The organism is Vibrio sp. 16 (genome assembly GCF_963681195.1).
Classification (GTDB): Bacteria; Pseudomonadota; Gammaproteobacteria; order Enterobacterales; family Vibrionaceae; genus Vibrio; species Vibrio sinaloensis_D.
Map to the genome: position 1 here is coordinate 948,458 of NZ_OY808997.1, position 22,344 is coordinate 970,801.

25 protein-coding genes are annotated in these 22,344 nt (G+C 43.6%); 15 read left to right on the forward strand and 10 right to left on the reverse strand.

The window, feature by feature from the left end; translation table 11 throughout:
- Nucleotides 1–82 precede the first annotated feature (82 nt).
- Nucleotides 83–256 carry a ribosome modulation factor gene (rmf, locus tag U9J37_RS04145; protein ID WP_008078149.1) on the forward strand — a complete coding sequence of 58 codons (174 nt, stop codon included), beginning with the start codon at nucleotides 83–85 and terminating at the stop codon, nucleotides 254–256.
- Between the two features lie 148 nt (nucleotides 257–404).
- On the opposite strand, the gene fabA is transcribed toward rmf, so the two are convergent.
- Both fabA and U9J37_RS04155 read right to left on the reverse strand, forming a co-directional pair.
- On the reverse strand, nucleotides 405–923 hold the full coding sequence (fabA, locus tag U9J37_RS04150) for a bifunctional 3-hydroxydecanoyl-ACP dehydratase/trans-2-decenoyl-ACP isomerase (RefSeq protein WP_038141483.1): 519 nt from the start codon (nucleotides 921–923) through the stop codon (nucleotides 405–407).
- A gap of 91 nt (nucleotides 924–1,014) precedes the next feature.
- Nucleotides 1,015–2,661: an AAA family ATPase gene (locus U9J37_RS04155; RefSeq protein WP_322413908.1), complete on the reverse strand. Its 1,647-nt coding sequence runs from the start codon at nucleotides 2,659–2,661 to the stop codon at nucleotides 1,015–1,017.
- Between the two features lie 171 nt (nucleotides 2,662–2,832).
- Here U9J37_RS04155 and matP point away from each other — a divergent pair, with 171 nt between their 5' ends.
- The 4 genes from matP (at nucleotide 2,833) to U9J37_RS04175 (ending at nucleotide 5,305) form a co-directional block, all read left to right on the forward strand.
- Entirely contained in the window at nucleotides 2,833–3,279 is a 447-nt protein-coding gene (gene matP / locus U9J37_RS04160; RefSeq protein WP_038141497.1) for a macrodomain Ter protein MatP, read from the forward strand.
- Between the two features lie 12 nt (nucleotides 3,280–3,291).
- Nucleotides 3,292–3,603, forward strand: a complete 312-nt coding sequence (locus U9J37_RS04165) for a DUF3634 family protein (RefSeq protein WP_005476572.1) — start codon at nucleotides 3,292–3,294, stop codon at nucleotides 3,601–3,603.
- Between the two features lie 102 nt (nucleotides 3,604–3,705).
- Nucleotides 3,706–4,020 carry a hypothetical protein gene (locus U9J37_RS04170; RefSeq protein ID WP_043887503.1) on the forward strand — a complete coding sequence of 105 codons (315 nt, stop codon included), beginning with the start codon at nucleotides 3,706–3,708 and terminating at the stop codon, nucleotides 4,018–4,020.
- Between the two features lie 58 nt (nucleotides 4,021–4,078).
- Nucleotides 4,079–5,305 (forward strand): HDOD domain-containing protein, encoded by a 1,227-nt coding sequence (locus U9J37_RS04175; protein ID WP_005476574.1) that lies wholly within the window; start codon nucleotides 4,079–4,081, stop codon nucleotides 5,303–5,305.
- Nucleotides 5,306–5,634: 329 nt separating this feature from the next.
- Here U9J37_RS04175 and U9J37_RS04180 read toward each other — a convergent pair whose 3' ends face one another.
- From U9J37_RS04180 to U9J37_RS04195, 4 genes are all read right to left on the reverse strand, one after another.
- Nucleotides 5,635–6,009, reverse strand: coding sequence for a helix-turn-helix domain-containing protein (locus U9J37_RS04180; RefSeq protein WP_005476580.1), 375 nt, complete (start codon nucleotides 6,007–6,009; stop codon nucleotides 5,635–5,637).
- 184 nt (nucleotides 6,010–6,193) lie between these two features.
- Complete coding sequence (locus U9J37_RS04185; protein WP_005476554.1) at nucleotides 6,194–7,915, reverse strand: ATP-binding protein; 1,722 nt, start codon at nucleotides 7,913–7,915, stop codon at nucleotides 6,194–6,196.
- A gap of 9 nt (nucleotides 7,916–7,924) precedes the next feature.
- Entirely contained in the window at nucleotides 7,925–9,109 is a 1,185-nt protein-coding gene (locus tag U9J37_RS04190; protein ID WP_083794694.1) for an FIST signal transduction protein, read from the reverse strand.
- Nucleotides 9,110–9,478 carry a hypothetical protein gene (locus U9J37_RS04195; protein WP_043887499.1) on the reverse strand — a complete coding sequence of 123 codons (369 nt, stop codon included), beginning with the start codon at nucleotides 9,476–9,478 and terminating at the stop codon, nucleotides 9,110–9,112. It abuts the gene before it with no gap.
- 258 nt (nucleotides 9,479–9,736) lie between these two features.
- Between U9J37_RS04195 and ccoN the strand changes: the two genes are divergently transcribed.
- From ccoN to uspE, 10 genes are all read left to right on the forward strand, one after another.
- Nucleotides 9,737–11,164 (forward strand): cytochrome-c oxidase, cbb3-type subunit I, encoded by a 1,428-nt coding sequence (ccoN, locus tag U9J37_RS04200; RefSeq protein WP_038134667.1) that lies wholly within the window; start codon nucleotides 9,737–9,739, stop codon nucleotides 11,162–11,164.
- Between the two features lie 12 nt (nucleotides 11,165–11,176).
- Nucleotides 11,177–11,797, forward strand: a complete 621-nt coding sequence (gene ccoO / locus U9J37_RS04205; RefSeq protein WP_005476573.1) for a cytochrome-c oxidase, cbb3-type subunit II — start codon at nucleotides 11,177–11,179, stop codon at nucleotides 11,795–11,797.
- Between the two features lie 14 nt (nucleotides 11,798–11,811).
- Nucleotides 11,812–11,988 carry a CcoQ/FixQ family Cbb3-type cytochrome c oxidase assembly chaperone gene (locus U9J37_RS04210; RefSeq protein WP_005476581.1) on the forward strand — a complete coding sequence of 59 codons (177 nt, stop codon included), beginning with the start codon at nucleotides 11,812–11,814 and terminating at the stop codon, nucleotides 11,986–11,988.
- Nucleotides 11,985–12,962 carry a cytochrome-c oxidase, cbb3-type subunit III gene (gene ccoP / locus U9J37_RS04215; RefSeq protein WP_038134664.1) on the forward strand — a complete coding sequence of 326 codons (978 nt, stop codon included), beginning with the start codon at nucleotides 11,985–11,987 and terminating at the stop codon, nucleotides 12,960–12,962. The genes U9J37_RS04210 and ccoP overlap by 4 nt, the downstream gene beginning before the upstream one ends.
- Nucleotides 12,963–13,066: 104 nt before the next feature.
- The gene (locus tag U9J37_RS04220; protein ID WP_005476564.1) at nucleotides 13,067–13,546 is read left to right on the forward strand and encodes a FixH family protein; all 480 of its coding nucleotides are present in this window, start codon (nucleotides 13,067–13,069) and stop codon (nucleotides 13,544–13,546) included.
- A 9-nt stretch (nucleotides 13,547–13,555) separates the two neighbouring features.
- On the forward strand, nucleotides 13,556–15,928 hold the full coding sequence (locus tag U9J37_RS04225; RefSeq protein ID WP_005476579.1) for a heavy metal translocating P-type ATPase: 2,373 nt from the start codon (nucleotides 13,556–13,558) through the stop codon (nucleotides 15,926–15,928).
- Nucleotides 15,929–16,099 carry a cbb3-type cytochrome oxidase assembly protein CcoS gene (gene ccoS / locus U9J37_RS04230; protein ID WP_043887497.1) on the forward strand — a complete coding sequence of 57 codons (171 nt, stop codon included), beginning with the start codon at nucleotides 15,929–15,931 and terminating at the stop codon, nucleotides 16,097–16,099. It begins immediately after the preceding gene.
- Nucleotides 16,096–16,770: a sulfite exporter TauE/SafE family protein gene (locus U9J37_RS04235; protein ID WP_005476577.1), complete on the forward strand. Its 675-nt coding sequence runs from the start codon at nucleotides 16,096–16,098 to the stop codon at nucleotides 16,768–16,770. Before ccoS ends, U9J37_RS04235 begins: the two co-directional genes overlap by 4 nt.
- An 88-nt stretch (nucleotides 16,771–16,858) precedes the next feature.
- Nucleotides 16,859–17,608, forward strand: a complete 750-nt coding sequence (locus U9J37_RS04240) for a fumarate/nitrate reduction transcriptional regulator Fnr (RefSeq protein WP_005476583.1) — start codon at nucleotides 16,859–16,861, stop codon at nucleotides 17,606–17,608.
- A 140-nt stretch (nucleotides 17,609–17,748) separates the two neighbouring features.
- A complete protein-coding gene (gene uspE / locus U9J37_RS04245) occupies nucleotides 17,749–18,696 on the forward strand; it encodes a universal stress protein UspE (protein ID WP_005476566.1) in 948 nt (315 codons plus the stop codon).
- A 58-nt stretch (nucleotides 18,697–18,754) separates the two neighbouring features.
- Here the strand turns inward: uspE and ttcA are convergent, their stop codons facing one another.
- From ttcA to U9J37_RS04265, 4 genes are all read right to left on the reverse strand, one after another.
- Nucleotides 18,755–19,648, reverse strand: coding sequence for a tRNA 2-thiocytidine(32) synthetase TtcA (gene ttcA / locus U9J37_RS04250; protein WP_039627970.1), 894 nt, complete (start codon nucleotides 19,646–19,648; stop codon nucleotides 18,755–18,757).
- A 209-nt stretch (nucleotides 19,649–19,857) separates the two neighbouring features.
- Nucleotides 19,858–20,517 (reverse strand): DUF2987 domain-containing protein, encoded by a 660-nt coding sequence (locus U9J37_RS04255; RefSeq protein WP_322413911.1) that lies wholly within the window; start codon nucleotides 20,515–20,517, stop codon nucleotides 19,858–19,860.
- Between the two features lie 52 nt (nucleotides 20,518–20,569).
- Nucleotides 20,570–21,409, reverse strand: coding sequence for a glucosaminidase domain-containing protein (locus U9J37_RS04260; RefSeq protein WP_322413912.1), 840 nt, complete (start codon nucleotides 21,407–21,409; stop codon nucleotides 20,570–20,572).
- Nucleotides 21,402–22,205 carry a DUF2189 domain-containing protein gene (locus U9J37_RS04265; RefSeq protein ID WP_038134759.1) on the reverse strand — a complete coding sequence of 268 codons (804 nt, stop codon included), beginning with the start codon at nucleotides 22,203–22,205 and terminating at the stop codon, nucleotides 21,402–21,404. The genes U9J37_RS04260 and U9J37_RS04265 overlap by 8 nt, the downstream gene beginning before the upstream one ends.
- Nucleotides 22,206–22,344: the final 139 nt, after the last annotated feature.

Below are 22,344 nucleotides of genomic sequence, written 5' to 3' on the forward strand. Positions count from 1 at the left end.
TCTTAATTGTGGAGTCACAAAAGCTCCACATTAGTTTAATAGTAGTACGTTAGAAAACACTTTCTTGTATGAGGACGACACTATGAAGAGACAAAAGCGTGACCGCATGGAAAGAGCGCAATCTCAAGGTTATAAGGCAGGCTTAAATGGCCGTTCTATGGACGCATGTCCATACCAACAGATGGATGCTCGATCCTATTGGCTTGGTGGTTGGCGCGATGCCAGAGAAGATAAACAATCTGGTCTCTACAAATAACGACTCAAATCCACATACATATAGGAATAAAGCCCCGAAAGGGGCTTTAACCGTTATTAGCGCACAATAAATAGTAGTGTAACGCACTATAACTAAATTGTTAGGGAATAAAAAACGACTCCGAAGAGTCGTCTTAAAAAGGATAGCGTTAGAACGCAGATGTATCTTGGAAAAGACCAACTTTTAAATCTTTTGCTACGTAGATTTCTTTACCGTCCACAAGAACACGACCGTCAGCTAAACCCATAACTAGCTTGCGGTTAACAACGCGTTTCATGTGAATTTCATAAGTCACTTTTTTCGCTGTCGGTAGGATTTGGCCCGTAAACTTAACTTCGCCAACACCTAGAGCTCGACCTTTACCTTTGCCGCCAACCCAGCCAAGGAAGAAGCCAACAAGCTGCCACATTGCATCCAGTCCTAAACAACCTGGCATTACAGGGTCGCCAGGGAAGTGGCAATCAAAGAACCACAGGTCAGGTGTGATATCTAACTCCGCAAGGATAAGACCTTTACCAAAATCACCTTCAGTCTCAGACATCTTGGTGATGCGGTCCATCATCAGCATGTTTGGTGCAGGCAGTTGAGGATATCCAGGGCCAAAAAGCTCGCCTTGGCTCGACGCTAGAAGATCTTCACGGTTATATGATTCACGTTTGTTTTGCATTATCAATGACTCCAATATTTGATAGCCGCATCTTAGTGAACACGTGTACGCTAAACAACTCCAACCAGTCTGAATCTAATGAATATTTACATTATCTAAACCAGTTTTTGAAGCGTTCCACAATTCCTTGTGGGTGTTCGTGTTTTTCAAAGTTTTCAATTCGTTGCGCGATTTTGTTGATGACACTTTCTTCATCATCACCGCGGAAAGGTTTGCCCATGATGAGAGGGATAGCTTCATCGACCGTTGATACAGACCAGATGTGAAACTGATCCTGTTTAATGCTATCGACTACATCCTGATTCAGTGCAAGATGCTTTAGGTTAGATTTTGGAAGAATCACACCTTGCTCGCCGGTCAATCCTTGATGTTTACATACGTGATAGAAGCCTTCGATTTTTTCATTCAAGCCGCCTACAGCTTGCACTCGTCCAAATTGGTCTACCGCGCCGGTGACTGCAATTTGTTGATTAATTGGGATCTCAGACAAAGCACTGACAAATGTGCATAATTCGGCGAGAGTTGCACTGTCACCATCGACTTCACTGTAAGATTGTTCAAACACCACTGACGCAGAATAGGGTAGCGGCTCCTCTAACTGCAGTGCGCTACTGACGAAGGCTTGCATAATCATCATACCTTTCGCGTGTAGATTACCGCCAAGCTCCGCTTTGCGTTCAACGTCTGATATATCACCGTCACCAAAATGGATAACACAAGAGATTCGAGCGGGCTCTCCATATGACATCGGGTGGCCAGGCACATCGATGACGGTCAACCCGTTAACTTGACCAACGCATTCGCCTTGTGTCTCTATGATAACTTGCCCGTCGGTGATGTCAGCAAGAGCGCGTTCAGGAAGATAAGCCTCACGATGGTACTTGTTGTTTACAGCGTTTGAGATGTCATTTTCATCAAGGACATTACCTGACGACGAAAGCAAAGACTCTTGGAAAAGAGCGAGATACCAAAGTATTTCGATAGGCATATACTCCTGATCTTCGGTATATCGAGCTCCTGCGACCAAAAGTCGATGCAACGCGCCAAATGTCAGCGTAGGAAGTTGATAGGTACTAAGAATCCATCGAATGAAGCCCAACAGCTTTGCACATGACTCTTCACCAAAAGCTATCTCGTTTTCGATTTCGGTATACATGGCTAGGCCGCTGTATAGCTCGTCATCTAAATACTCAAGATCAGAGATTTGATGTCGGTCGCCGACAATGACTACTTTTACATCATAGGTTTGGCTTGGGACTAGGGTGGCAACCTTGCGTGGATTTGCATTCAGCGGCGAGATAGGTTGCCCTAAAAGAACGGTTTTGAGTGCTTGCCAACTCGCGGGGTTTGCTAGAATTAAGTTAACAGGTATGACGAGAAACCCGCCATCTGCTCGATCAAGTAGCCCCTTATGGCGAACGGTAATTTGTCCGTCGTCGTCGCATGAGTAAGAACCAAGTAAAGAGTCTGCTGTGAGTGATTCAGTCACATGAACACAATCATTTTGTGTATGTTGCTCTATCGCTTCTTTTACCAAGTGTCGGTAGAAAGCATTGTCAATCGAGTTAATGATGAGTGCGCGCGTATAGCCGTTGACTCTAGAAAAGGTGTCTATAGATTGTTTGAGTCGGGGTTGAATGTCGATAAATCTGACAAGATCCAGTTCATTAAATCGCTTTAGAATTCCGTCATATTGGGAGTACTGAGGCGTTACTGAACGCCAGCTTTCTTGCTTCATCAAATTGGTTCATTAATCTCTAAATGCGCGAAATTATATAGAAAAAGCCAATGATGAGATACTGGTAATTTAATCTGATGATCTGGATCGCTTTTCGATTACAATGGGGATTGTAACGAACGCTTAATGCAGTTACGCTGTCACTAGAAACTCAATGGAACATTGTTACTCATGAAATATCAACAGCTTGAAAATCTAGAATGTGGATGGAAGTGGACCTATTTAATCAACAAATGGAAGGCTGGTGAAGCCATCACTCGACACATTGATTCAAGTGAAGCTGAAGCCGCTATCAATGAGCTTCGCAATATCGAGCATGAGCCAACTCAAGTTTTAGAGTGGATTGAAAACCACATGTCACTTGAGTTAGATAACAAACTCAAACAAGCCATTCGAGCGAAGCGTAAAAGACACTTCAACGCTGAACAGATTCACACCAAGAAAAAATCGATCGACCTAGACTATCGGGTTTGGGAAAAACTGTCCTATCGAGCAAACGAGCTAGGATGCACGTTGTCCGACGCAATTGAATACTTGCTGTCAGAGGCTTCAAGAAGCGAGAAAGCCAGTAAAACGGTGAGTAGCCTTAAAGAAGATTTGTCGAAGTTATTAGATTAAGGAGTAGTAGGGATGCTGTATGTCATTTTGATTGCTGCAGTGGTTGTTTTTTGGCTAGTTGCAGTCGACAGACCTGTGTTGAAGGTGAAGTTTTCAAACGGGAAGATCGTAACCGAAAAGGGGCATTTCCCTCCAACGTTTAAGCACAACGTTGTTGATATTGCTGAGCGTGATCCTTTTACTGGTGAGCTTAAGGTGTATCAACTTCGAACGGGAACCAAACTGGTTTTCAGCAAGGACATCCCTAAAAAAGTGCAGCAAAGAATCCGCAATGTATTTCCGCATCAAGGATTTAAAAGTAAGGGTACAAAAAAACGTGGGTGACAAACCTATCAATTACACATAAAAGAATTTTCCCTTCAGGTCCATTTCCTTCTCCCCACATTCATCTCAGACACTTGGTAGACTCGTTTCTGAGGTGAATATATGAAAACAAATATCCTAATATTAAGTCTGCTTTTATCAACTAACGCACACTGTGCAGATGATGCCGAATGGAACGCCATTGCAAAAAAACTTAAAGCCAGAATTGAAAAAAAAATAGCCAACCATAGCCTGCCTGGGTATTGCAATGTCTTCATCGAATTCAAACACTCTAAATATCATGCGATTGTCACTAGGGTGAACACGAATGGAGATTTTAAAATTTGCAACGTAAGCAAACATCTCATCAAGAAGGGAGAAAAGTTCAGATACCGTACACCAGAGAAATATTTGAGAATTCATGTTGCAAACGAATGAATAGACACAGAGAATGTGTGCTAGATTATTAATATGTTTATTGAACCGAAGTCTCACTTTGTTAGTAACAAATAAGAAATACAATAGCGAAGCGTTAGCAATAGCCCAAAAAGTTAACCACCTTACGCGAGAGCGTCATGCGAAGTGGTTAGTTAGTCTCAAATATATTCTTGATCAGTCTGATGTAGACGCGACACTCAGTCGTCAAAGCGAGTTTTGTGACAGTGTAATTTTAAAAGAAGAAGAACGTATCACGAATAATCAACGTTTGCTCTTGGAGTGTGAAAGCGAGCGAGTCCAGGAAAGAAGGCAAGCGGCTGAAGATAAGCAACGAATCCTGGGTAATGTCGTTGATGATGTTACGAAACATGCGGAGCAACTGATTACCGATACGCTCTTAAATATGCCGGCAATTAAACTTTTTGGACGTTTTCCAGATTTTTCGTACTTCTCAAGCATTGCCTATTCTCCATCTGCCAGTTACAGCAAACTAACCGTACTCCCAACTAATGATAACCAGTTACGAAACAATCTACTGATGTTGGTTAACGATCCCAAGTTTTGTGCCCGAATTGGCAAGATGGCTCGCGGAATTAACGAGCCTCAAGTAGCGATCGGCACTTTAGGTACTGAAAATTGCCGAGTACTTTTGCCCATCTTAATGGTGAAACCTATTTTGCGTTGGCACAATCCGTTAACAAAAAACATTGCTCCTAAACTATGGCAACACATGATTTTAACTGCAAACGTGACGCGAATGCGTTTGGATATGGCAGGAATTAAAAATCCGGAACAGGGGGTCTTGCTCGGGGTTCTAAGAACGATAGGGAACTTCGCAGTAGTGAATCAGTTTCCCCAACTGTTCGAGGATGCATTGGTCGAGAAGATGCGTTATTACCGTGAAAACAACCTAAGAGACGAATACTACGCCTGCGCAGAGGTTACTCCTAATTTGAATCTTTTGCCCAAGCTATTAGTTAATTTGGATAATGCGATTACTCGAAAAGTCATAGAGGAAATAGAGTGGGGGCCAAATACAGTACACTTAAAAAATGCGCTCTTGGATGATCTTGAAGAACGCCCAATCTTAGAGCGAAGTGAGTTTGGTGTAGCGCTTGCACAAGGCCAAGCATATGCCATTTTTGATATGCTTGATCGAAGTGATGCGTTTGTCGAAAAGCATAAACCGTTTTGGTTTGCTCATGTTCAAATGCCACCAAGTGCTCTCAATGAATTGCGGGCCAAACATCCAGGTCGAATTGGCTTATCTAACGCAAATAGTTAAACGTGTTTGTTCACTCAGAGTATATCGGGGATATACCATAAGGCACTATAACTAAATTTCAACTTACAGACGATATAAAACAACATGGTCACTAAATTAAATAACCGAATCAAAAACATAACAAAATTCATATAAAGACTTATGACATTGCGAGACAATATGACAGCTCTATGTGACGCCGTCACTAAGATCATATTTGCTCACTGTAGACAACTGTATCAACAAGGTTATTTACTCTGTAAAAACGGCTGCTATCCGATTAGCCTAAGTTTTGTTAACGCGAGCGAGCGGTATTGGGTAAAGGCTAGCTGTTTGTTTACCTTTAATGATCAACATGCAGAGCCAACGTGCATGGTCGCTATAATAAAGCAGATGAAATGCTGCGAAACAACAACGTAAATCTCATGTTGCTCGGTAAGCTTCTCACAAGCAAACGTTGGCGAAAAGTCAGCATATTGAGCGCGTATGATGTTCAGAACCTCAGCCCGAAAAGCATCAGGATAACGTCGGTTACTCGGACGACCACGTGCACCATGTGCCAACGAAGATGCGCCATGTTGGTTTAGCTGACTCAATAAACGTCGAACTTGTCGAGTGCTTATATTAAGTATGTCGGCGGCGTCAACTTGACGGAGTCGGCGTTCGCGAACATCTTGCAGCACTTTAAAACGATTAATGTCTCGGTCACTCATTGGAATTAGCATCGGTTAAGATCCTCAAAGTTAAGTGCGCATTATGTATATTATGTTAAATGGAGGTCTTATTGATTAATGTACTCTCAATACAAACGCCTCACCCGTTGTTCTTCTCTAGGATTAAACATAACTGCATTTACCATAAAATACCTAATAAACACAAACAATTAATCAAGATTAATGTCCGTGCTTATTAGGATCTCCCCAAAACAGATTCTATTGAACGTTGTATTTCTTTACCTCTTATAGGCTTCGAGACAAACGCGTTCATTCCCGAGTTCAAACATGCCTGTTTATCTTGCTCCATCGCGTGGGCTGTCAAAGCAATAATGGGCGTATGTCTACAAAACTTTCGGATTTCTTTTGTTGCGGTAAGTCCATCCATGACAGGCATCGAGACGTCCATAAAAATCAGATCTACAGCTCCCATGTTCTCCTTGATGTATTTGACTGATTTTTTGCCATCGTTGACGATAGCTACTTTGTGTCCGAGCCGCTCTAGTAGTAATTTTAAAACCATTTGGTTTGTCTCTGTATCTTCTACTACCAACACTGACAATGGGCCTGTTCCTTGGCTCTTTGAAAGTCGCGGCTGCGTCAACTCATGTCCAGATTTAACTGATATAGGTAATTTTATTTTAAACCTAGAACCTTTCCCTTTTTCACTTTCAACGCGTATGCTTCCGTTCATTAAAGTGACCAAGTGTTTTGAAATGGTTAAGCCAAGTCCACTGCCACCATAGCGCCTAGTGATGGAGTCATCTGCTTGTTTAAACTGGTTAAACACTGTCTCAATACGAGAAGGATCAATACCAATACCAGTATCTTCGACTTCGATGATAAGTTCTTGGCTAGTGACTTCTGCATGCAAAGATACATGGCCAGCATGAGTAAACTTGATTGCATTGCCTAGCAAGTTGAAAACTATCTGTAAGATTCTTGCCGGATCAACCCAAACAGAATGATGAGCATCAATATCAAGATTTACATTTAATTTCAAACCCTTAGCGTCCGATAGTGCGTAAAAGTGCTCTAGCATAAACTCGAGTTCGTTTTTCAAATTTACCCACTGACATTTGATTCGAAACTCACCACTTTCTATTCTAGACAACTCCAAAATGTCATTAATTAGCACCAACAAAAGCTCTGCTGATGATTCCATCTTTTCCAAGATTTCTATTTGATGATCGCACTTTGAATCAGCCAAAAGAACGTCGACATATCCTAGGACTGCACTGAGAGGCGTTCTAAGTTCATGACTCATCATGGCAAGAAAGCGTGATTTCGCTTGGTTCGCTTGCTCTGCTCGAACTTGTGCCGATTTTAATTGGCGCGTTTTAATGTCAACAAGCTGTTGGAGCTGCTCAGTTCTTTCGATATCTATAAGAGCACGCTCCAGTAATGGCCTAAAACGTGACAGGGTGTCACGCGATTCAAGTGTAAACTGCCCTACTTCTTCTCCCAACAGTACGATGATGGAATCGGTAATGGTGCCCTGTGCCCCAGTTATCAACGCGGAATTGATGTCGTAGTCTGTATTACCGACCAAATGGCTGAACTCTTGCGCATTATTTGGTTCGTATAGAATGATGCTTTCACCAGATAATGCGCGTTTGAAGCGGCTTTGATCCTGCCAGGCTAGATTTTGAAAGCACGAACTCGACGCAAGTAAAGTATGATACGCGTGTTCGTTTTTACTTGGTTTGCTCAACACCAAAAAGTCAGAAAAGTTGATATAGAGTGATAAGACTTTTTTGAGTTCTGTGAATATTTGTTGCTTGTCGGATGCGACGGTAATGCTTGATATTGCGTCTAAAATAGCGCGGTTCTCTTCGGCTAGTTTTGCCTCTCGCACTTGGCTCTGCTTTAGTTCAATTAGCGCTTCTTGTAGCTGTTCTTGTAATTTTAGACTCATAAATTTGTTCTAATCTGAGTAAAAAGTTGCTGCCGAAATCATTAGATTTCCATGACCATTGTCACCATTGATAAAGCGGCCTTGTTCACCAAACGTGAACGGACAAATAAATGGAATATCACCCATCTCGTGTTTTATTTTGTCATAGACCTTGCCCATATCTTCCTCTAAATGAAGCATTGCTCCGGCACAAATCACACAAATAGCGCCCGTAAGTTGCGTATTGAGCTCTGACTGACGTCTTGCTTCTCGAATCACTCTTGCAGGTCGAGAGATTAACTGTTGTCTATCACCAGACATAAGTGTGACAATGTCACCTTGATTCACGTTGGTAAACAAGAGAATGCCTTGTTCATCCGTAACATTTATCGGATGTGAGAGCTTAAAGTAAGGTTGGTTGTATAACGTGCCTGCTATTCTTCCTAACGGGTATTGAGTCACAACCTGAAACTTAAACCATTCGGGAATGTCTTCACCTGAATGTTCTGAAATCCAGCCTCGATACCTTTCTTGGGCAGGCATATGGTCAATTTCTATGATTTCTCTGTCTTGACACTTGGTAATCAAGCCCTGGTACTTCGTCGGCGAGTAACCCGCGCTGAAGCCTGTGGTGAGCGGTTTGGAAGGGAAAAGTAGCTGAATTGAAATGCCTTGGCTTGTTGATTCGTCTTCATTAAATATTGACCATTGACCCTTGATAGCGTTGTCTGCCGCCGTAGCACCGATAATAGGGATAGGCGTTTTGAATACATTATCAAATGCGCTGATTAGCTTTTCTTCAATGCCCGGCGTGCTATGAATGATTGCGAAACTGGGCACTTCTCCCACTCGCTCAGCTTTACGGAGAGCCACATCTATCGCTGCCCTTGTTGCTTCTTCTATGACCGACGTATCTTCAATAGAGACTACGCCGCTTCCATAGGCGGTTGAATTAGAATCATAGATTGCTATTACGCCAATGACTGAGCCAAAGTGTAATCCCCGCTCTGTCATCAACCCTTTACATGTAGAACACCCAGTGATTGAAACTTGAGGAAAGTAATGTTTAAAAGCCAATCTGAGTTTCTCAGCGCCATAATTTTGTGTGAAGTAGCAAATTATGCTCACTAAGTTAGTTCGGCAAATTTTGATGCTCAGTTCCTCTATGGCCTCTTGCTCATTAAGCCGATGAGTAATGTGGGTCTTAAAATCCATTTATCTACTTTTAATACTGACGTAACGGTCGATATTCGCATTTTTTAAAGATAGTTGGAATGTTATTTCATCAATTTCTGGACTTAAATTGATGAGATATATGTTTCCATTTCTTGGCAATATTTCGTCGCTATCGATTAGTCGCACCCGCCAATCGTTTTCGTCCGTTTCCAGTTTTATATTTTGCTTTGAAAGAGTCGCATAGAAACGAAAGTCATTTACAAAAAAAGTACATTTTTCGTCGATGCCACAAGCTACATTTATCACTTTTTGATGGTCAACAGTACGCCAAATAAACGCCGCAATAAGTATGGTTAACATGATGATTATTTGAACAAAACGGCCTCTTGTGAGTTTTTCGGCAGCCATACTGTGGGGTTCTCCGTGTAACAAACTTCAAAGTTTTAAAATAAAAGGCCAAAACCTGACCGACTGTAAGGTTACTACTCTGTCATTGAATTGTTAAATGCAGTATAGTTGGCGGCTGAAAATGCCACTTTTTTTAAAAATCAGCAAGAAGATTTAACCGAAGTTATCGGTGCGAATTTCCTTAATGATTTGGGTGGCATTACGACATGTGTCGTGTTGGAAGTAAAGTGTAGTTAATTAGAAATTGGAAGCATGCAAATGAGCCAAGAAAAGCAGCTTGAACAAAACTACAACTATACGGTCGTCCGTCAATTTACCCTGGTTACTATTTTGTGGGGTATTGTCGGTATGGCTGTTGGTGTTTTGATTGCCGCTCAATTAGTTTGGCCACAGCTAAACTTTGATACGCCGTGGTTGACGTACAGTCGCTTACGTCCTCTGCATACTAATGCGGTTATTTTTGCGTTTGGTACAAGTGCCCTGTTCGCAACGTCTTATTACGTTGTACAGCGTACCTGTCAAACTCGTCTATTTGGTGGCCCTCTTGTCGCCTTCACCTTCTGGGGTTGGCAGGCAATCATCCTAGCAGCCGCGATTACTTTACCGTTGGGTTTTACCTCAGGTAAAGAGTACGCTGAACTAGAATGGCCTATCGATATTGCCATTGCGGTAGTATGGGTCTCTTACGCTATCGTGTTCTTCGGAACATTGATTACTCGTAAGACCTCCCACATCTACGTAGCAAACTGGTTCTTCGGTGCCTTTATTATCACTGTCGCGGTTCTTCATATCGTGAACAGCATGGCTATTCCTGTCTCTATGGGTAAATCGTATTCGATCTACTCTGGTGCAGTGGATGCGATGGTTCAGTGGTGGTACGGACACAACGCAGTAGGTTTCCTACTGACAGCTGGTTTCCTAGGCATGATGTACTACTTCGTTCCTAAGCAAGCTGAACGTCCTGTTTATTCATACCGTTTGTCTATCGTTCACTTCTGGGCATTAGTATCTCTATACATTTGGGCTGGCCCTCACCACCTACATTACACTGCGCTTCCAGATTGGACTCAGTCGCTAGGTATGGTGATGTCACTGGTTCTATTCGCGCCGTCTTGGGGTGGTATGATCAACGGTATTATGACGCTTTCTGGTGCTTGGCATAAGTTGCGTTATGACCCAATCCTTCGTTTCCTAATCGTTTCTCTATCGTTCTATGGTATGTCTACGTTTGAAGGTCCAATGATGTCTATCAAGACAGTTAACGCGCTGTCTCACTACACCGACTGGACTATCGGCCACGTACACTCTGGTGCATTAGGCTGGGTTGCTATGGTATCTATCGGTTCGGTATACCACTTAGTCCCTCGTTTGTTCGGCCAAGAGCGTATGTACTCTGTTAGCATGATCAATACGCACTTCTGGTTGGCAACAATCGGTACCGTTCTTTACATCGTTGCGATGTGGATCTCTGGTGTAATGCAAGGTCTAATGTGGCGTGCGGTCAACTCAGACGGTACGTTGACGTACAGCTTTGTCGAATCTGTACAAGCGTCTTACCCGTTCTACTTTGTACGTTTCCTAGGTGGTTTCATCTTCCTAGCTGGTATGTTCCTAATGGCATACAACACGTACAAGACGGTAACAGCGCCTAAAGATAGCCTAAAAGCTATCCCACAACCGGCATAAGGAGATTAAAGAATGAGTTCTAATTCTAACAATCGCCACGAAATTGTAGAACGCAATGTCGGTTTACTAGCGATTCTTATCGTTTTTGCAATCAGTTTGGGTGCTCTTGTAGAAATCACTCCGCTGATTTTCCAAAAACAAACCACAGAGCCTGTTGAGAACCTACGTCCTTATACAGCGCTTGAAATGGAAGGTCGTGACGTCTACATCCGTGAAGGTTGTAACGTTTGTCACAGCCAAATGATTCGTCCATTCCGTTCTGAAACGGAGCGTTACGGTCACTACTCTGTTGCTGGTGAAAGTGTATACGAACACCCGTTCTTATGGGGTTCTAAGCGTACAGGTCCAGACCTAGCACGCGTAGGTGGTCGTTACTCTGATGAGTGGCACCGCGTTCACTTAATCGATCCACGCGAGTTGGTTCCTGAGTCAAACATGCCAGGTTTCCCATGGCTTGAGGAAAATGTTCTTGATGGTAAGGACACTCAGAAGAAACTGACTATTTTCCGTGATCAATTTGGTGTTCCATACACTGATGAACAGATCGCAAATGCGTCTAAAGAAGTAGAAGGTAAGACAGAGATGGATGCCATCATCGCTTATCTTCAGTCTCTTGGTCACGCGATGAAGTAAATAAGGAGGTAGTTATGGATATCGGTACTATTCACAGTATTTGGACCATAGTGCTATTCGTTAGCTTTTTAGGTGTAGTTTGGTGGGCTTACGGCAAGAGTCGAAAAGCTCGATTTGACGAAGCTGCAAACCTTGTTTTCGCTGATGAAGAGCAAGCGCCTTCAAAAGAACAAGGAGTGACTAAGCAATGACGACATTTTGGAGTCTTTGGATAATCATCATTACAGTCGGGACACTTGTCGGCTGTGCTGCACTACTTTTCTGGTGCCTTAAAGATAAAATGGGCGTTGAAGAAGGTGCAGATATGGGGCACGAATACGATGGGATTCGTGAACTGAATAACCCACTACCTAAGTGGTGGACTTACCTTTTCGTTGGTACGTTTATTTTTGCTGCAATCTACCTAACCCTTTATCCAGGTTTAGGTAGCTTCAAGGGTGTACTAGGCTGGACAAGTTCAGACCAAACTGTACGCACTGTTGAAGAATCAAAGGCGTCGATCGCTGCTGCGCAAAGCAACAAGCAACTTAACCAGTTCGCTAAAGAGCTTGATGATGCTGATGCCTACTTCGGTGAAGCGTTTAAAAAGCTTGCGCACGTAAACGGTACTGACGAGCTTCGTCCTATCCCAGAAATCGCAGCTGACTCGGAAGCAGTTAAAGTAGGTCAACGTCTGTTCCTACAAAACTGTTCTCAATGTCACGGTTCTGATGCTCGCGGCCTTAAGGGCTTCCCTAACCTAACTGACGATGCATGGCTATATGGTGGTGAACCGCAAGCTATCGTAACGACTGTTATGCAGGGCCGCATTGGCCAAATGCCAGCTTGGAAAGACGCACTTGGTGAGCAAGGTGTGAAAGAAGTAGTAAGCTACACACTAAGCCTATCTGGTCGTTCTGTTAACGCAAGAGAAGCAGAGGCTGGTAAAGCTCGTTTCGTTGTGTGTGCAGCATGTCATGGTACAGATGGTAAAGGTAACCCAGCAGTGGGTGCTCCTGACCTAACTGACCAAGACTGGCTATTTGGTGGTTCACGTGCGGACGTAACCGAAACTGTGATGAACGGTCGCTCAGGCGTAATGCCAGCTTGGAAGGATATTCTAGGTGAAGACAAAGTTCAGCTTGTTTCAGCTTATGTTTGGAGTCTAAGCAACTCGGAACAATAAGTTACATTTCAATAACAGCCCCTTACTTTCTATCGATGGCAAAGGGGCTGTCTTTCCTTTAGAGTTAAATCCCTGATTCTATTTTATTAATTGAGAACTTTTTTATGGTAAAGCCTTGGTATAAGCAGTTTTGGCCGTGGTTTCTTATTATTCTGCCACTCACTGTTGTTGTATGGACGATCATCACGGTCATCGTTTTTTCTCAGAACTCTGTGTCATTGGTCACTGAGGATTACTATAAAAAAGGAAAAGGCATCAACATTGATATTTCTAAAATCAATGTCGCCAAAGATCTCGGCTTAAGTGCTTCAGTGTCCTCAGAAGGCAACACTGTTATTATTCAATTTGAAAAAGGTCAGCTAGAGCATTATCCAGCACTTACTGCGATGTTTGCTCATCGAACATTGCCAGATCGAGACTTCTCACAACTTCTTACCTCTGATGCACAAGGATTCTACCGACTAAACTTGGACGCTGAACTTCAAGGTCCATGGTTTATTGAGCTAACTGGCCACGATAAGAAATGGCTAGTACAAGGTCGTGTCACTTTCCCATCATCAACCCCTGTTTATTTAGAAAACTAGTCGGTGTCTATGTGTAAATCCTGTTATCACTGCGGTGAAGAAGTACCAGTCAACACGGATTTTAAAGTAGAAATCCTTGGTGAAATCAGAGAAATGTGTTGCCCTGGCTGTGAGACGGTCGCGCAGACGATCGTTGATAGCGGCCTGGTTTCCTACTACCAATATCGAACGGCTCCAGCCGAAAAAGCGGAGCTAGTACCAGAGCAGTTACAAGCACTTATCCACTACGACAATGAAGATGTCCAATCAGAGTTTGTCCGAAATGCCGATGACAGAGCAGAAGTCACTCTGTCACTCGATGGCGTTTCTTGTGCTGCTTGTGCGTGGTTAATTGAAAAACAAGTCTCTAACAAATCAGGTGTCCTATCGATTCGCGTTAATACAACGACTAACCGTGCGATTCTTGCCTGGGATAAAAGCAAGACTCGCCTTAGTGAACTGTTGTCTGCTATTCACCAATTAGGATATAAAGCGGCGCCTTTTGAAGCCGACAAGCAAGAGGCAGCTTATCATCAGCAAATGAAGCAGTACCTGTATCGTTTAGGTATAGCTGGGCTTGCGACCATGCAAGTCATGATGCTTGCTGTCGCACTTTACCTCGAAGTGTTTGGCGATCTTGAACCCGAATTTAAAAACTACTTCCGCTGGGTGAGCTTAATCTTTGCAACTCCGGTGATGCTCTACTCTGCCCTACCTTTTTATATCAATGCTTGGCGAAGCATTCGAAGCAGAACATTGGGCATGGATGTTCCCGTGTCGATCGCTATGATCTTTGCCTATTTCGCCAGTTTGGTGGCAACAGTTACAGAGAAAGGCGAAGTCTTCTTTGAATCAATTTCAATGTTTGCGTTTTTCTTGCTGGTTGGACGCTTCCTAGAAATGCGCGCGCGCAGAAAAGCGGCAGCCGCCAGTGGTAACTTGCTAAAGTTGATTCCTGCAATTGCAACCAAGTTAGATGGCGATCAAGTTCCTGTCAAAACGCTTAAGTTGGGAGACCGAATTCGAGTTCTACCCGGAGAGCACGTACCTGCAGATGGAAAGATTATTTCCGGACGAGTCCATATCGATGAATCAATGTTGACTGGAGAGTCTGTCCCCGTTGTAAAAACGATTGATGATCATGTATATGCGGGTACATTGAACGGAGAAGAATCTTTCGAACTGGAAGTCACCTCTTCAAAAGCTGATTCAATGATCTCTAACATTGTTCGCCTGCAGGATGAGGCGCAACTCTCCAAGCCAAAGATTGCTGAAATTGCCGATATTGTTGCACGTTACTTTGTTGCCATCATTTTGGTGATTGCTGCAGTAACCTGGTATTACTGGCATCAAGCGAATCCCGATGATGCGTTTTGGATCATGCTCTCTGTGCTTGTCGCAACTTGTCCTTGCGCTCTATCTTTAGCGACGCCGACAGCACTTACATGTGCGACCTCGAGAATGGGTAACTACGGTATCTTGCTGCGTAAAAGTCATGTCTTTGAAACACTGTGTAAGGTGAATCACCTTATTGTAGATAAAACAGGGACGCTGACTCACGGCGATATTGTGATCAGTAAAGTTGACCTCATCGCCGATGTGACTGAATCAAAAGCGCTCGCGATAGCAGCAGCACTCGAAGCCCATGCAAATCACCCAATTGCTCGAGCGTTCAAGCGCTACGGTGACAAACAAACGGTTGTTGATAATGTCGAGAATGTGATTGGTTCGGGTATCGAAGGTACCTATCAAGGCAAGCAAGTAAAAATTGGCAGCGCCAGTTTTATTCTTGGTGAAAGTGCTTTTGCTGAGCCTAATTCAGTCTACCTCTCTATTGATGGCGCCCACATCGCCACCTTCCGCTACCAAGACCCGATTCGTAAGGAAGCTCAATCCTTTATTGAACGATTTAAGAAATCAGGCATAAAAATCACCTTACTGACAGGAGATTCTCAGGCCAACGCAGATGTCGTCGCTAAAGAAATAGGTATAGAAACAGTGATTGCCGGAGCGAAACCGCAAGACAAACTGGAGTACCTCAAACAGGTAGATGAGCGAGACATTACCATGATGATTGGTGATGGCATAAACGACGCCCCAACATTAGCAGGAGCTCATCTGTCTGTAGCTATGGGTGGCGGTGCAGATGTAGCAAAAGCGTCTGCCGATATGGTGCTCCTTGGCGATCATCTAGAACGTATTCTTGAAGCGCGCCAACTTGCCCTGCAAACACGAAAAATCATCCGCGAAAACCTGGCATGGTCTCTAGGGTACAACTTACTGATTCTGCCTTTAGCTGTGGCAGGACTGGTTGCTCCATATTTTGCAGTTGTCGGTATGTCTGCGAGCTCAATTATTGTAGTATCGAACTCTCTTCGCTTGCTCAAAGAACAAGGTAAATAGATGGAAAGCATATATATCCTCATTCCGATCGCCATTGTACTGGTCTGCGTCGCTGTCGCGGTATTCTTGTGGGCAGTGCGAAGTGAACAGTTTGAAGACCTTGAAAGACAAGGCCACAACATACTGTTCGATGAAGACGAGAAGCAGAGTAACGAGAAGAAGCCTCGATGACCCCTGATTGGATTGGCGCTTTTGTTATTGGTTTAGTTGGTGCCGGCCACTGCATGGGGATGTGTGGGGGCATAGCCTCCATGTTATCTATTGGCCAAAATGCGCCTTCCAAGCTCACCCCTCTGTTCTACAATCTTGGCCGTATAACTAGTTACGCTGTGATTGGTGCGCTGGTTGGAGGTGCTGTTTCGTCCATCTCCCAAGTCAGCCAACTCAATGACGCACTAGCTTGGTTAAGATTGTTTGCGGCACTCTTTATGGTACTGCTTGCCTGCTACATAGGGCGTTGGTGGCATGGCCTTTTGTATATTGAAAAACTTGGCCAATTACTGTGGAAGCGTATTTCTCCCGCAGGAAAATCTTTGTTGCCGCTCAAAAGTCCAATACATGCACTCCCTTTCGGCTTCATCTGGGGTTGGTTGCCATGTGGGCTTGTCTACTCCACTCTCACATGGTCTGCCGTCTCCGGTAGCGCTGCAAGCGGTGCACTTGTGATGCTCATGTTTGGACTGGGCACTCTCCCCGCTATGCTTGCTGTTGGGCACAGTGCAAGTGTGTTACATAGGCTGCAAAATTCCGTCATATTCCGTCACATAGTCGCAGTTATGCTGTTAATTTATGGTTTATATACCGGCTATGGTGCACTAAGTCTCTTATCAATTACTTTTTAGATCACTGTTTTTATGCGTCTTTTTCCACTACCCATTAGTGTTAAGGAATGCTAAAATATTGATGTATATCAAATAGTGAAAGGTTGTTATGATTTCTGAAAAACCTGCAACAAAGCGAATCCAGTCGGGTGGTTGTGCCATCCATTGCCAAGACTGCAGTATCAGCCAGCTTTGTATCCCCTTTACTCTGAATGAATCTGAGCTTGATCAGCTTGATCAAATTATCGAGCGTAAAAAGCCAATCCAGAAAGGACAAGAACTGTTCAAAGCGGGTGATGAGCTGAAATCGCTTTACGCTATTCGTTCAGGCACTATCAAAAGCTACACGATCACAGAACAAGGTGACGAGCAGATAACCGCCTTTCACCTAGCAGGTGACTTGGTTGGTTTTGATGCAATCACTGATGACGCGCATCCTAGTTTTGCTCAAGCGCTAGAGACTTCTATGGTGTGTGAGATTCCCTATGAGATCTTGGATGACCTATCAGGGAAAATGCCGAAGCTTCGTCAGCAAATTATGCGTTTGATGAGTAACGAGATTAAAGGCGATCAAGAGATGATCCTTTTGCTCTCGAAAAAGAATGCTGAAGAACGTCTAGCGGCATTCCTATACAACCTTTCTACTCGCTTTTCTCAACGTGGATTCAGCCCACGTGAGTTCCGCTTAACCATGACTCGTGGCGATATTGGTAACTACCTTGGATTAACCGTTGAGACGATTTCTCGCCTCCTTGGACGCTTTCAAAAGTCAGAAATTCTGAGCGTGAAAGGCAAATATATCACCATTCTCGATCACGACGCGTTGATGGAATTGGCTGGCGTTTCTACAGAATCTTAATAACTTCAATGATGTAGCTCTACTCCTCTCGATGTAGAGCTACATCATACTTCTCTCATATTCCTGCATTTTTTCCTAAAACTCTTTCGCTAACTAAGCTACATTAATCATATGTTCCTCCTCTTTCTAAAGGAGTTTGTATGAGCATCTACAATAAAATATTAGTTGTTGCTGACATCAATAAAGATGAACAACCCGCATTAGCCCGCGCTATGCAGCTTGCTGCGAAAAGTCGCTCACCAAGTCAGGTGACTTTTTTCCTATCCATTTATGATTTTTCCTATGACATGACATCCATGCTGTCCATTGATGAGCGTGACGCAATGCGTCGAGGCGTTATCGGGCAACGAGAGCAATGGATGCGTAAGATTGCTCAAGATTATCTCCTCGACGGTGTTGAGTTCGATGTAAGAGTTGTCTGGCACAATCGTCCATATGAAGCGATCATCGCCGAGGTGTTTGGTGGTGAACACGACATCGTGATCAAAGGAACTCGCAAACACGATGTTCTTGAGTCGGTAATCTTCACTCCGACGGATTGGCATTTACTTCGTAAGTGTCCATGCCCTGTTCTATTAGTTAAAAACCAAGATTGGCCTGAGGATGCAAGCATCATTGCTTCGGTTCACGTTGGTTCGGAAAACGAAACGCACCTTAACCTCAACGATAGTATGGTTGAACAACTCAATAGCCTAACCGAACGTTTGGGCGCTAAACCTTATTTGGTTAACGCCTACCCTGTCACACCGGCTAACATCACGATTGAATTACCCGAATTCGATCCCGCAACATATACAGATGCTGTGCGTGGGCATCACCTAACCGCCATGAAAGCGCTACGCCAAAAACACGGTTATGATGATGAACAGACTGTGGTTGAACAAGGGCTGCCAGAAGATATCATTCCTGAAGTCGCCCAGCGCTTAAATGCCGCGATGGTAATCATTGGAACAACGGGACGCACTGGGTTGTCTGCGGTGTTTATCGGTAATACCGCTGAGCACGTCATCGATAAAATTAACTGTGATGTATTGGCATTGAAGCCTCTGGGTTACATTAGCCCACTTGATCCAAGAACCGCAATTTAATCATCAGAAACAAAAAAGGAAGATAATCATTATCTTCCTTTTCTTTTCTTATCTGTAATTAGATGTTTGTCACATCGATAAACATGGACTCGTCAATGTTGGTTGACGAAACGATGGCTTCACTAAACTCATACTCTTCTCGATCTCCATCACGATCAAGCGGCAAGTTTTCAAAGTCAAACAGGTTTTTATCTGCCAGTTGGCTAGGGCTGACGTTTTGAATGGACTTAAAGATCGCTTCAACGCGGCCAGGTGTTTTTTTATCCCAATCAATCAACATCGCTTTGATTGATTGTCGTTGCAGGTTTTCTTGTGAACCACAAAGGTTACAAGGGATGATCGGGAACGCTTTATGTTCTGCGTACTTGATGAGATCTTTCTCACGACAGTAAGTCAGGGGGCGAATTACCACATTGCGGCCATCATCTGAACGCAGTTTTGGCGGCATTGCTTTAAGACGAGAGCCATGGAACATATTCAAGAACATGGTTTCAACAATGTCATCCATGTGGTGACCAAGAGCAAGCTTCGTTGCACCGATCTTCTCGGCAAACGAGTAAAGCGTACCACGGCGTAAACGTGAACAAAGACCACACGTCGTTTTTCCTTCTGGCACCTTCTCTTTTACAACCGAGTACGTATCTTTATCCACGATATAATATGGGATGTTTAACGTTTCAAAGTAGTCTGGAAGAATGTGTTCAGGGAATCCTGGCTGCTTTTGATCTAGGTTAACCGCAACAACGTCAAACTTAATTGGCGCCGCTTTTTGTAGATTCAGTAGGATATCCAGCATCGCAAATGAATCTTTACCACCACTGATACATGCCATCACAACATCGCCTTCTTCGATCATGTTGTAATCGGTAATAGCATTTCCAACGTTTCTTCTTAGGCGCTTTTGAAGTTTGTTGAATTCTAGGGTTTCTTTTCTTGTATCTAATTGTGTCATTGCGAGCTCTCACATCGTCGGCTAGGCCAACAGTAGGACTTCCTAACGTGTCATATTCGGGGCGTGGATTATACGAGCTTTTTGGTGAGGATTAAACGTCTGCAGTTAAATAGGTAAGCAAAATTCGATTCAATTTGATGGGAAACAAATGAAGAACGAGGAAACTGATTGGAATAGAGTCAAAAAAGGCCGCGTGGGCGGCCTTTTAGTTAGTTTGCTTTGGGTAGATAAGGAAGAACTCTCGCCGTTTCAGCCGGAAGTGTCATCGTGCCACCTTCACCAATCTCTGCTAACGACACTTGAGTCTTACCATCTACGATAGGTTTCGTGGTCCCATTAGAAAACTGGATGGTTGAATTTAGCTTATTTGGAAACTCTAACGTTAGCCCTTCTACATCAGGCGTAAACCAGCTCGCGAACATGCCACCTAATTGCTCTAGAATAACCTGCATTTGCGGTAACAGTACTTTAACGTCATCGTAGCTGACCTCTCCGTTCATTGGCTCTTTTGTCATAACCACCATAGAGAAATCACAACGCATATCCATCGGCGTGTGGACAAACACCAATGGATTGGCTGAGCGTAGATTGTTGTCTAACGGGACAATCACTTCGTTATAAGGAGAAATCGTCAGCTCCTCATAATGCTCTTCTTTTTCCATCCAAGCTTTTTCAATATTGCACAACTGCTTGGTATTCGCATTTAAGAAAAAGAAGCCCACTTTTACATCATCATGCCCTTCTTTCGCATTCTGCTTCATGTGAGAAAACAGTTTTGAATAGGTGAACATATATTCTTGAGCGTAACTTGGCATCGCTGCGGTAATACCTACTGCAGCGGTCAAAAGGGCTAACGATAGTTTCTTCATTGAATTTATAGTCTTGTTGTTTTAGTTGGATAACGGGCAGTGCTTATAATGTCTACCGACTCGCACTGGATTGAGAATTGCCTTCCCAGAACTGCTTATTATGACGAATCATGCTTTGCAAGTCGTTGACGTATGCCTCACCGCGCTCAGAGTATTTCAATAGTCCATTCGCAAGTGCCATCGCCGCCTCTGTGTCTATGAGACTTTCCCCTTGTGTATGGCGCTGGTATCGAATTTCTCTTAGCTCATGATAGGCTTTGTTTCGGTTTACATTCATGAAATACCCATGAATAGATTGCTGGGCTGAGGCGAACTTAGCCACTTCATGAGTCATTCCCTCTGAACGTTTCAGAGGAACAAGCCCACATCCTTTGCTATAACACCACTGACCAAAATAGTTATTTGCCTTAGTTGCAAAGCGAGATGTCCCCCACGCTGACTCATTAGCAGCTTGGACCAACACGAGCGCTTCGGGTATGACATCAACGCGGTGGCGCATATTATCAAGCCAACTCTGAGTAATCCCTTCTTCGGCCAAATTGAGGTTGTAAAGGCGCCCTAAGCGTTTCGCATCGCTGAGTTCAGACGAGGTCAAATTACCGACATCAAACGACGTTTGGATAGCTTCAAGTCGTTTGCGTTCCTTTTTAACGCGTTCATTCTCTAGCGCGATACCCGGCCTTAAATAATCGAAAAACGCCTGTTTCTTTGAGCGCGTTTCAGCAATTGCAGAGAAGTCAGGCGCAGCTCCCAAAGCCTTTGCTTTACTGTTGGTCTCGGTTTGATAGGCAGTTTGGCGCTCTTCTTCTATTCGGTTTTTCTCGTAGCCATAAAAACTACAGCTGGCTAATAGGCCAGCTGCAGCAATAGCAATAAATTCACTTTTACGCATTGAACACTTGTGAATCATTGTCGTTGTCATCCCCATTTTTCGGACGGTCTGAAGCGATGATCTTCAGTTTAATACCAAACATGTTGCGATAAATGATGCCTTTTACGTGGAAGAAGAAAGGCAAAACAAAAATCAAACCAATGCCGTAAAGCATTACGCCAACCATGAACATAATCACGATGAAGAAATAAATGCCCAGCAGCGGGAATAATTTCTTGTTCACTGCACGAAGCGATAGCAGTAAAGACTGCATTGGTGGCACTTTCTTTTCGCAAATGAGTAACATCGAATTACTAAACGCGAGAGAAAAATACAAAGATAGAAACGGCAGCAATGTTCCCGCAATTCCTTGTAAAACAAGACTGGCTAGCGTCGCAATGATCACGGGAATGGTGAACTGCAAACCTTTACCAATATGTCGAGGTTTGGTTGATAACCCAGCCGCGTGACTCATTGCCATAAGGCTGATTCCCGCATAGATTGGGGCGCTGATGACCTCAAAGCTGAAATTAGCAATCATGATCGCGCTGAAGATGCTCGGGTCAAATGACTCAGGATCTAAAACCGCATCAAAAATCACCGATGGGTCACCAAGTTGTAGCTTTAACGCGATGACGAATATGGCGACTTGAATCGCGATGAGCAACACGATGGCAGGTGAAAAGGACAAGAAGTTCTTTATCGTGTGATTCCATGCCTCTTTAAGAACATCGCCAGCGTTGAGCTCATAGTTACCTTCAAGCGCACGCTCAATACTCCCACCTAAATTAAAATCTTTCTCTATGTCGTTATTCATTACTAAGTCCGATGCCTCATCAACTGACAAGGCAAACTGGTTGATTAATGCTTTGTTGCAAGTGAGAGACATTATACTGAAACCCCTCAAACTCCAAAATCAGATCCATGCCAATTACTTGCTTTCTTGACTTTATGGT

What these genes read in the sequence shown, in the direction of transcription:
- rmf (WP_008078149.1), top strand. Translation starts at nt 83, where the DNA reads ATGAAGAGACAAAAGCGTGACCGCATGGAAAGAGCGCAATCTCAAGGT.
- fabA (WP_038141483.1), bottom strand. Translation starts at nt 923, where the DNA reads ATGCAAAACAAACGTGAATCATATAACCGTGAAGATCTTCTAGCGTCG.
- U9J37_RS04155 (WP_322413908.1), bottom strand. Translation starts at nt 2,661, where the DNA reads ATGAAGCAAGAAAGCTGGCGTTCAGTAACGCCTCAGTACTCCCAATAT.
- matP (WP_038141497.1), top strand. Translation starts at nt 2,833, where the DNA reads ATGAAATATCAACAGCTTGAAAATCTAGAATGTGGATGGAAGTGGACC.
- U9J37_RS04165 (WP_005476572.1), top strand. Translation starts at nt 3,292, where the DNA reads ATGCTGTATGTCATTTTGATTGCTGCAGTGGTTGTTTTTTGGCTAGTT.
- U9J37_RS04170 (WP_043887503.1), top strand. Translation starts at nt 3,706, where the DNA reads ATGAAAACAAATATCCTAATATTAAGTCTGCTTTTATCAACTAACGCA.
- U9J37_RS04180 (WP_005476580.1), bottom strand. Translation starts at nt 6,009, where the DNA reads ATGCTAATTCCAATGAGTGACCGAGACATTAATCGTTTTAAAGTGCTG.
- U9J37_RS04185 (WP_005476554.1), bottom strand. Translation starts at nt 7,915, where the DNA reads ATGAGTCTAAAATTACAAGAACAGCTACAAGAAGCGCTAATTGAACTA.
- U9J37_RS04190 (WP_083794694.1), bottom strand. Translation starts at nt 9,109, where the DNA reads ATGGATTTTAAGACCCACATTACTCATCGGCTTAATGAGCAAGAGGCC.
- U9J37_RS04195 (WP_043887499.1), bottom strand. Translation starts at nt 9,478, where the DNA reads ATGGCTGCCGAAAAACTCACAAGAGGCCGTTTTGTTCAAATAATCATC.
- ccoN (WP_038134667.1), top strand. Translation starts at nt 9,737, where the DNA reads ATGAGCCAAGAAAAGCAGCTTGAACAAAACTACAACTATACGGTCGTC.
- ccoO (WP_005476573.1), top strand. Translation starts at nt 11,177, where the DNA reads ATGAGTTCTAATTCTAACAATCGCCACGAAATTGTAGAACGCAATGTC.
- U9J37_RS04210 (WP_005476581.1), top strand. Translation starts at nt 11,812, where the DNA reads ATGGATATCGGTACTATTCACAGTATTTGGACCATAGTGCTATTCGTT.
- ccoP (WP_038134664.1), top strand. Translation starts at nt 11,985, where the DNA reads ATGACGACATTTTGGAGTCTTTGGATAATCATCATTACAGTCGGGACA.
- U9J37_RS04220 (WP_005476564.1), top strand. Translation starts at nt 13,067, where the DNA reads ATGGTAAAGCCTTGGTATAAGCAGTTTTGGCCGTGGTTTCTTATTATT.
- U9J37_RS04225 (WP_005476579.1), top strand. Translation starts at nt 13,556, where the DNA reads ATGTGTAAATCCTGTTATCACTGCGGTGAAGAAGTACCAGTCAACACG.
- ccoS (WP_043887497.1), top strand. Translation starts at nt 15,929, where the DNA reads ATGGAAAGCATATATATCCTCATTCCGATCGCCATTGTACTGGTCTGC.
- U9J37_RS04235 (WP_005476577.1), top strand. Translation starts at nt 16,096, where the DNA reads ATGACCCCTGATTGGATTGGCGCTTTTGTTATTGGTTTAGTTGGTGCC.
- U9J37_RS04240 (WP_005476583.1), top strand. Translation starts at nt 16,859, where the DNA reads ATGATTTCTGAAAAACCTGCAACAAAGCGAATCCAGTCGGGTGGTTGT.
- uspE (WP_005476566.1), top strand. Translation starts at nt 17,749, where the DNA reads ATGAGCATCTACAATAAAATATTAGTTGTTGCTGACATCAATAAAGAT.
- ttcA (WP_039627970.1), bottom strand. Translation starts at nt 19,648, where the DNA reads ATGACACAATTAGATACAAGAAAAGAAACCCTAGAATTCAACAAACTT.
- U9J37_RS04255 (WP_322413911.1), bottom strand. Translation starts at nt 20,517, where the DNA reads ATGAAGAAACTATCGTTAGCCCTTTTGACCGCTGCAGTAGGTATTACC.
- U9J37_RS04260 (WP_322413912.1), bottom strand. Translation starts at nt 21,409, where the DNA reads ATGCGTAAAAGTGAATTTATTGCTATTGCTGCAGCTGGCCTATTAGCC.
- U9J37_RS04265 (WP_038134759.1), bottom strand. Translation starts at nt 22,205, where the DNA reads ATGAATAACGACATAGAGAAAGATTTTAATTTAGGTGGGAGTATTGAG.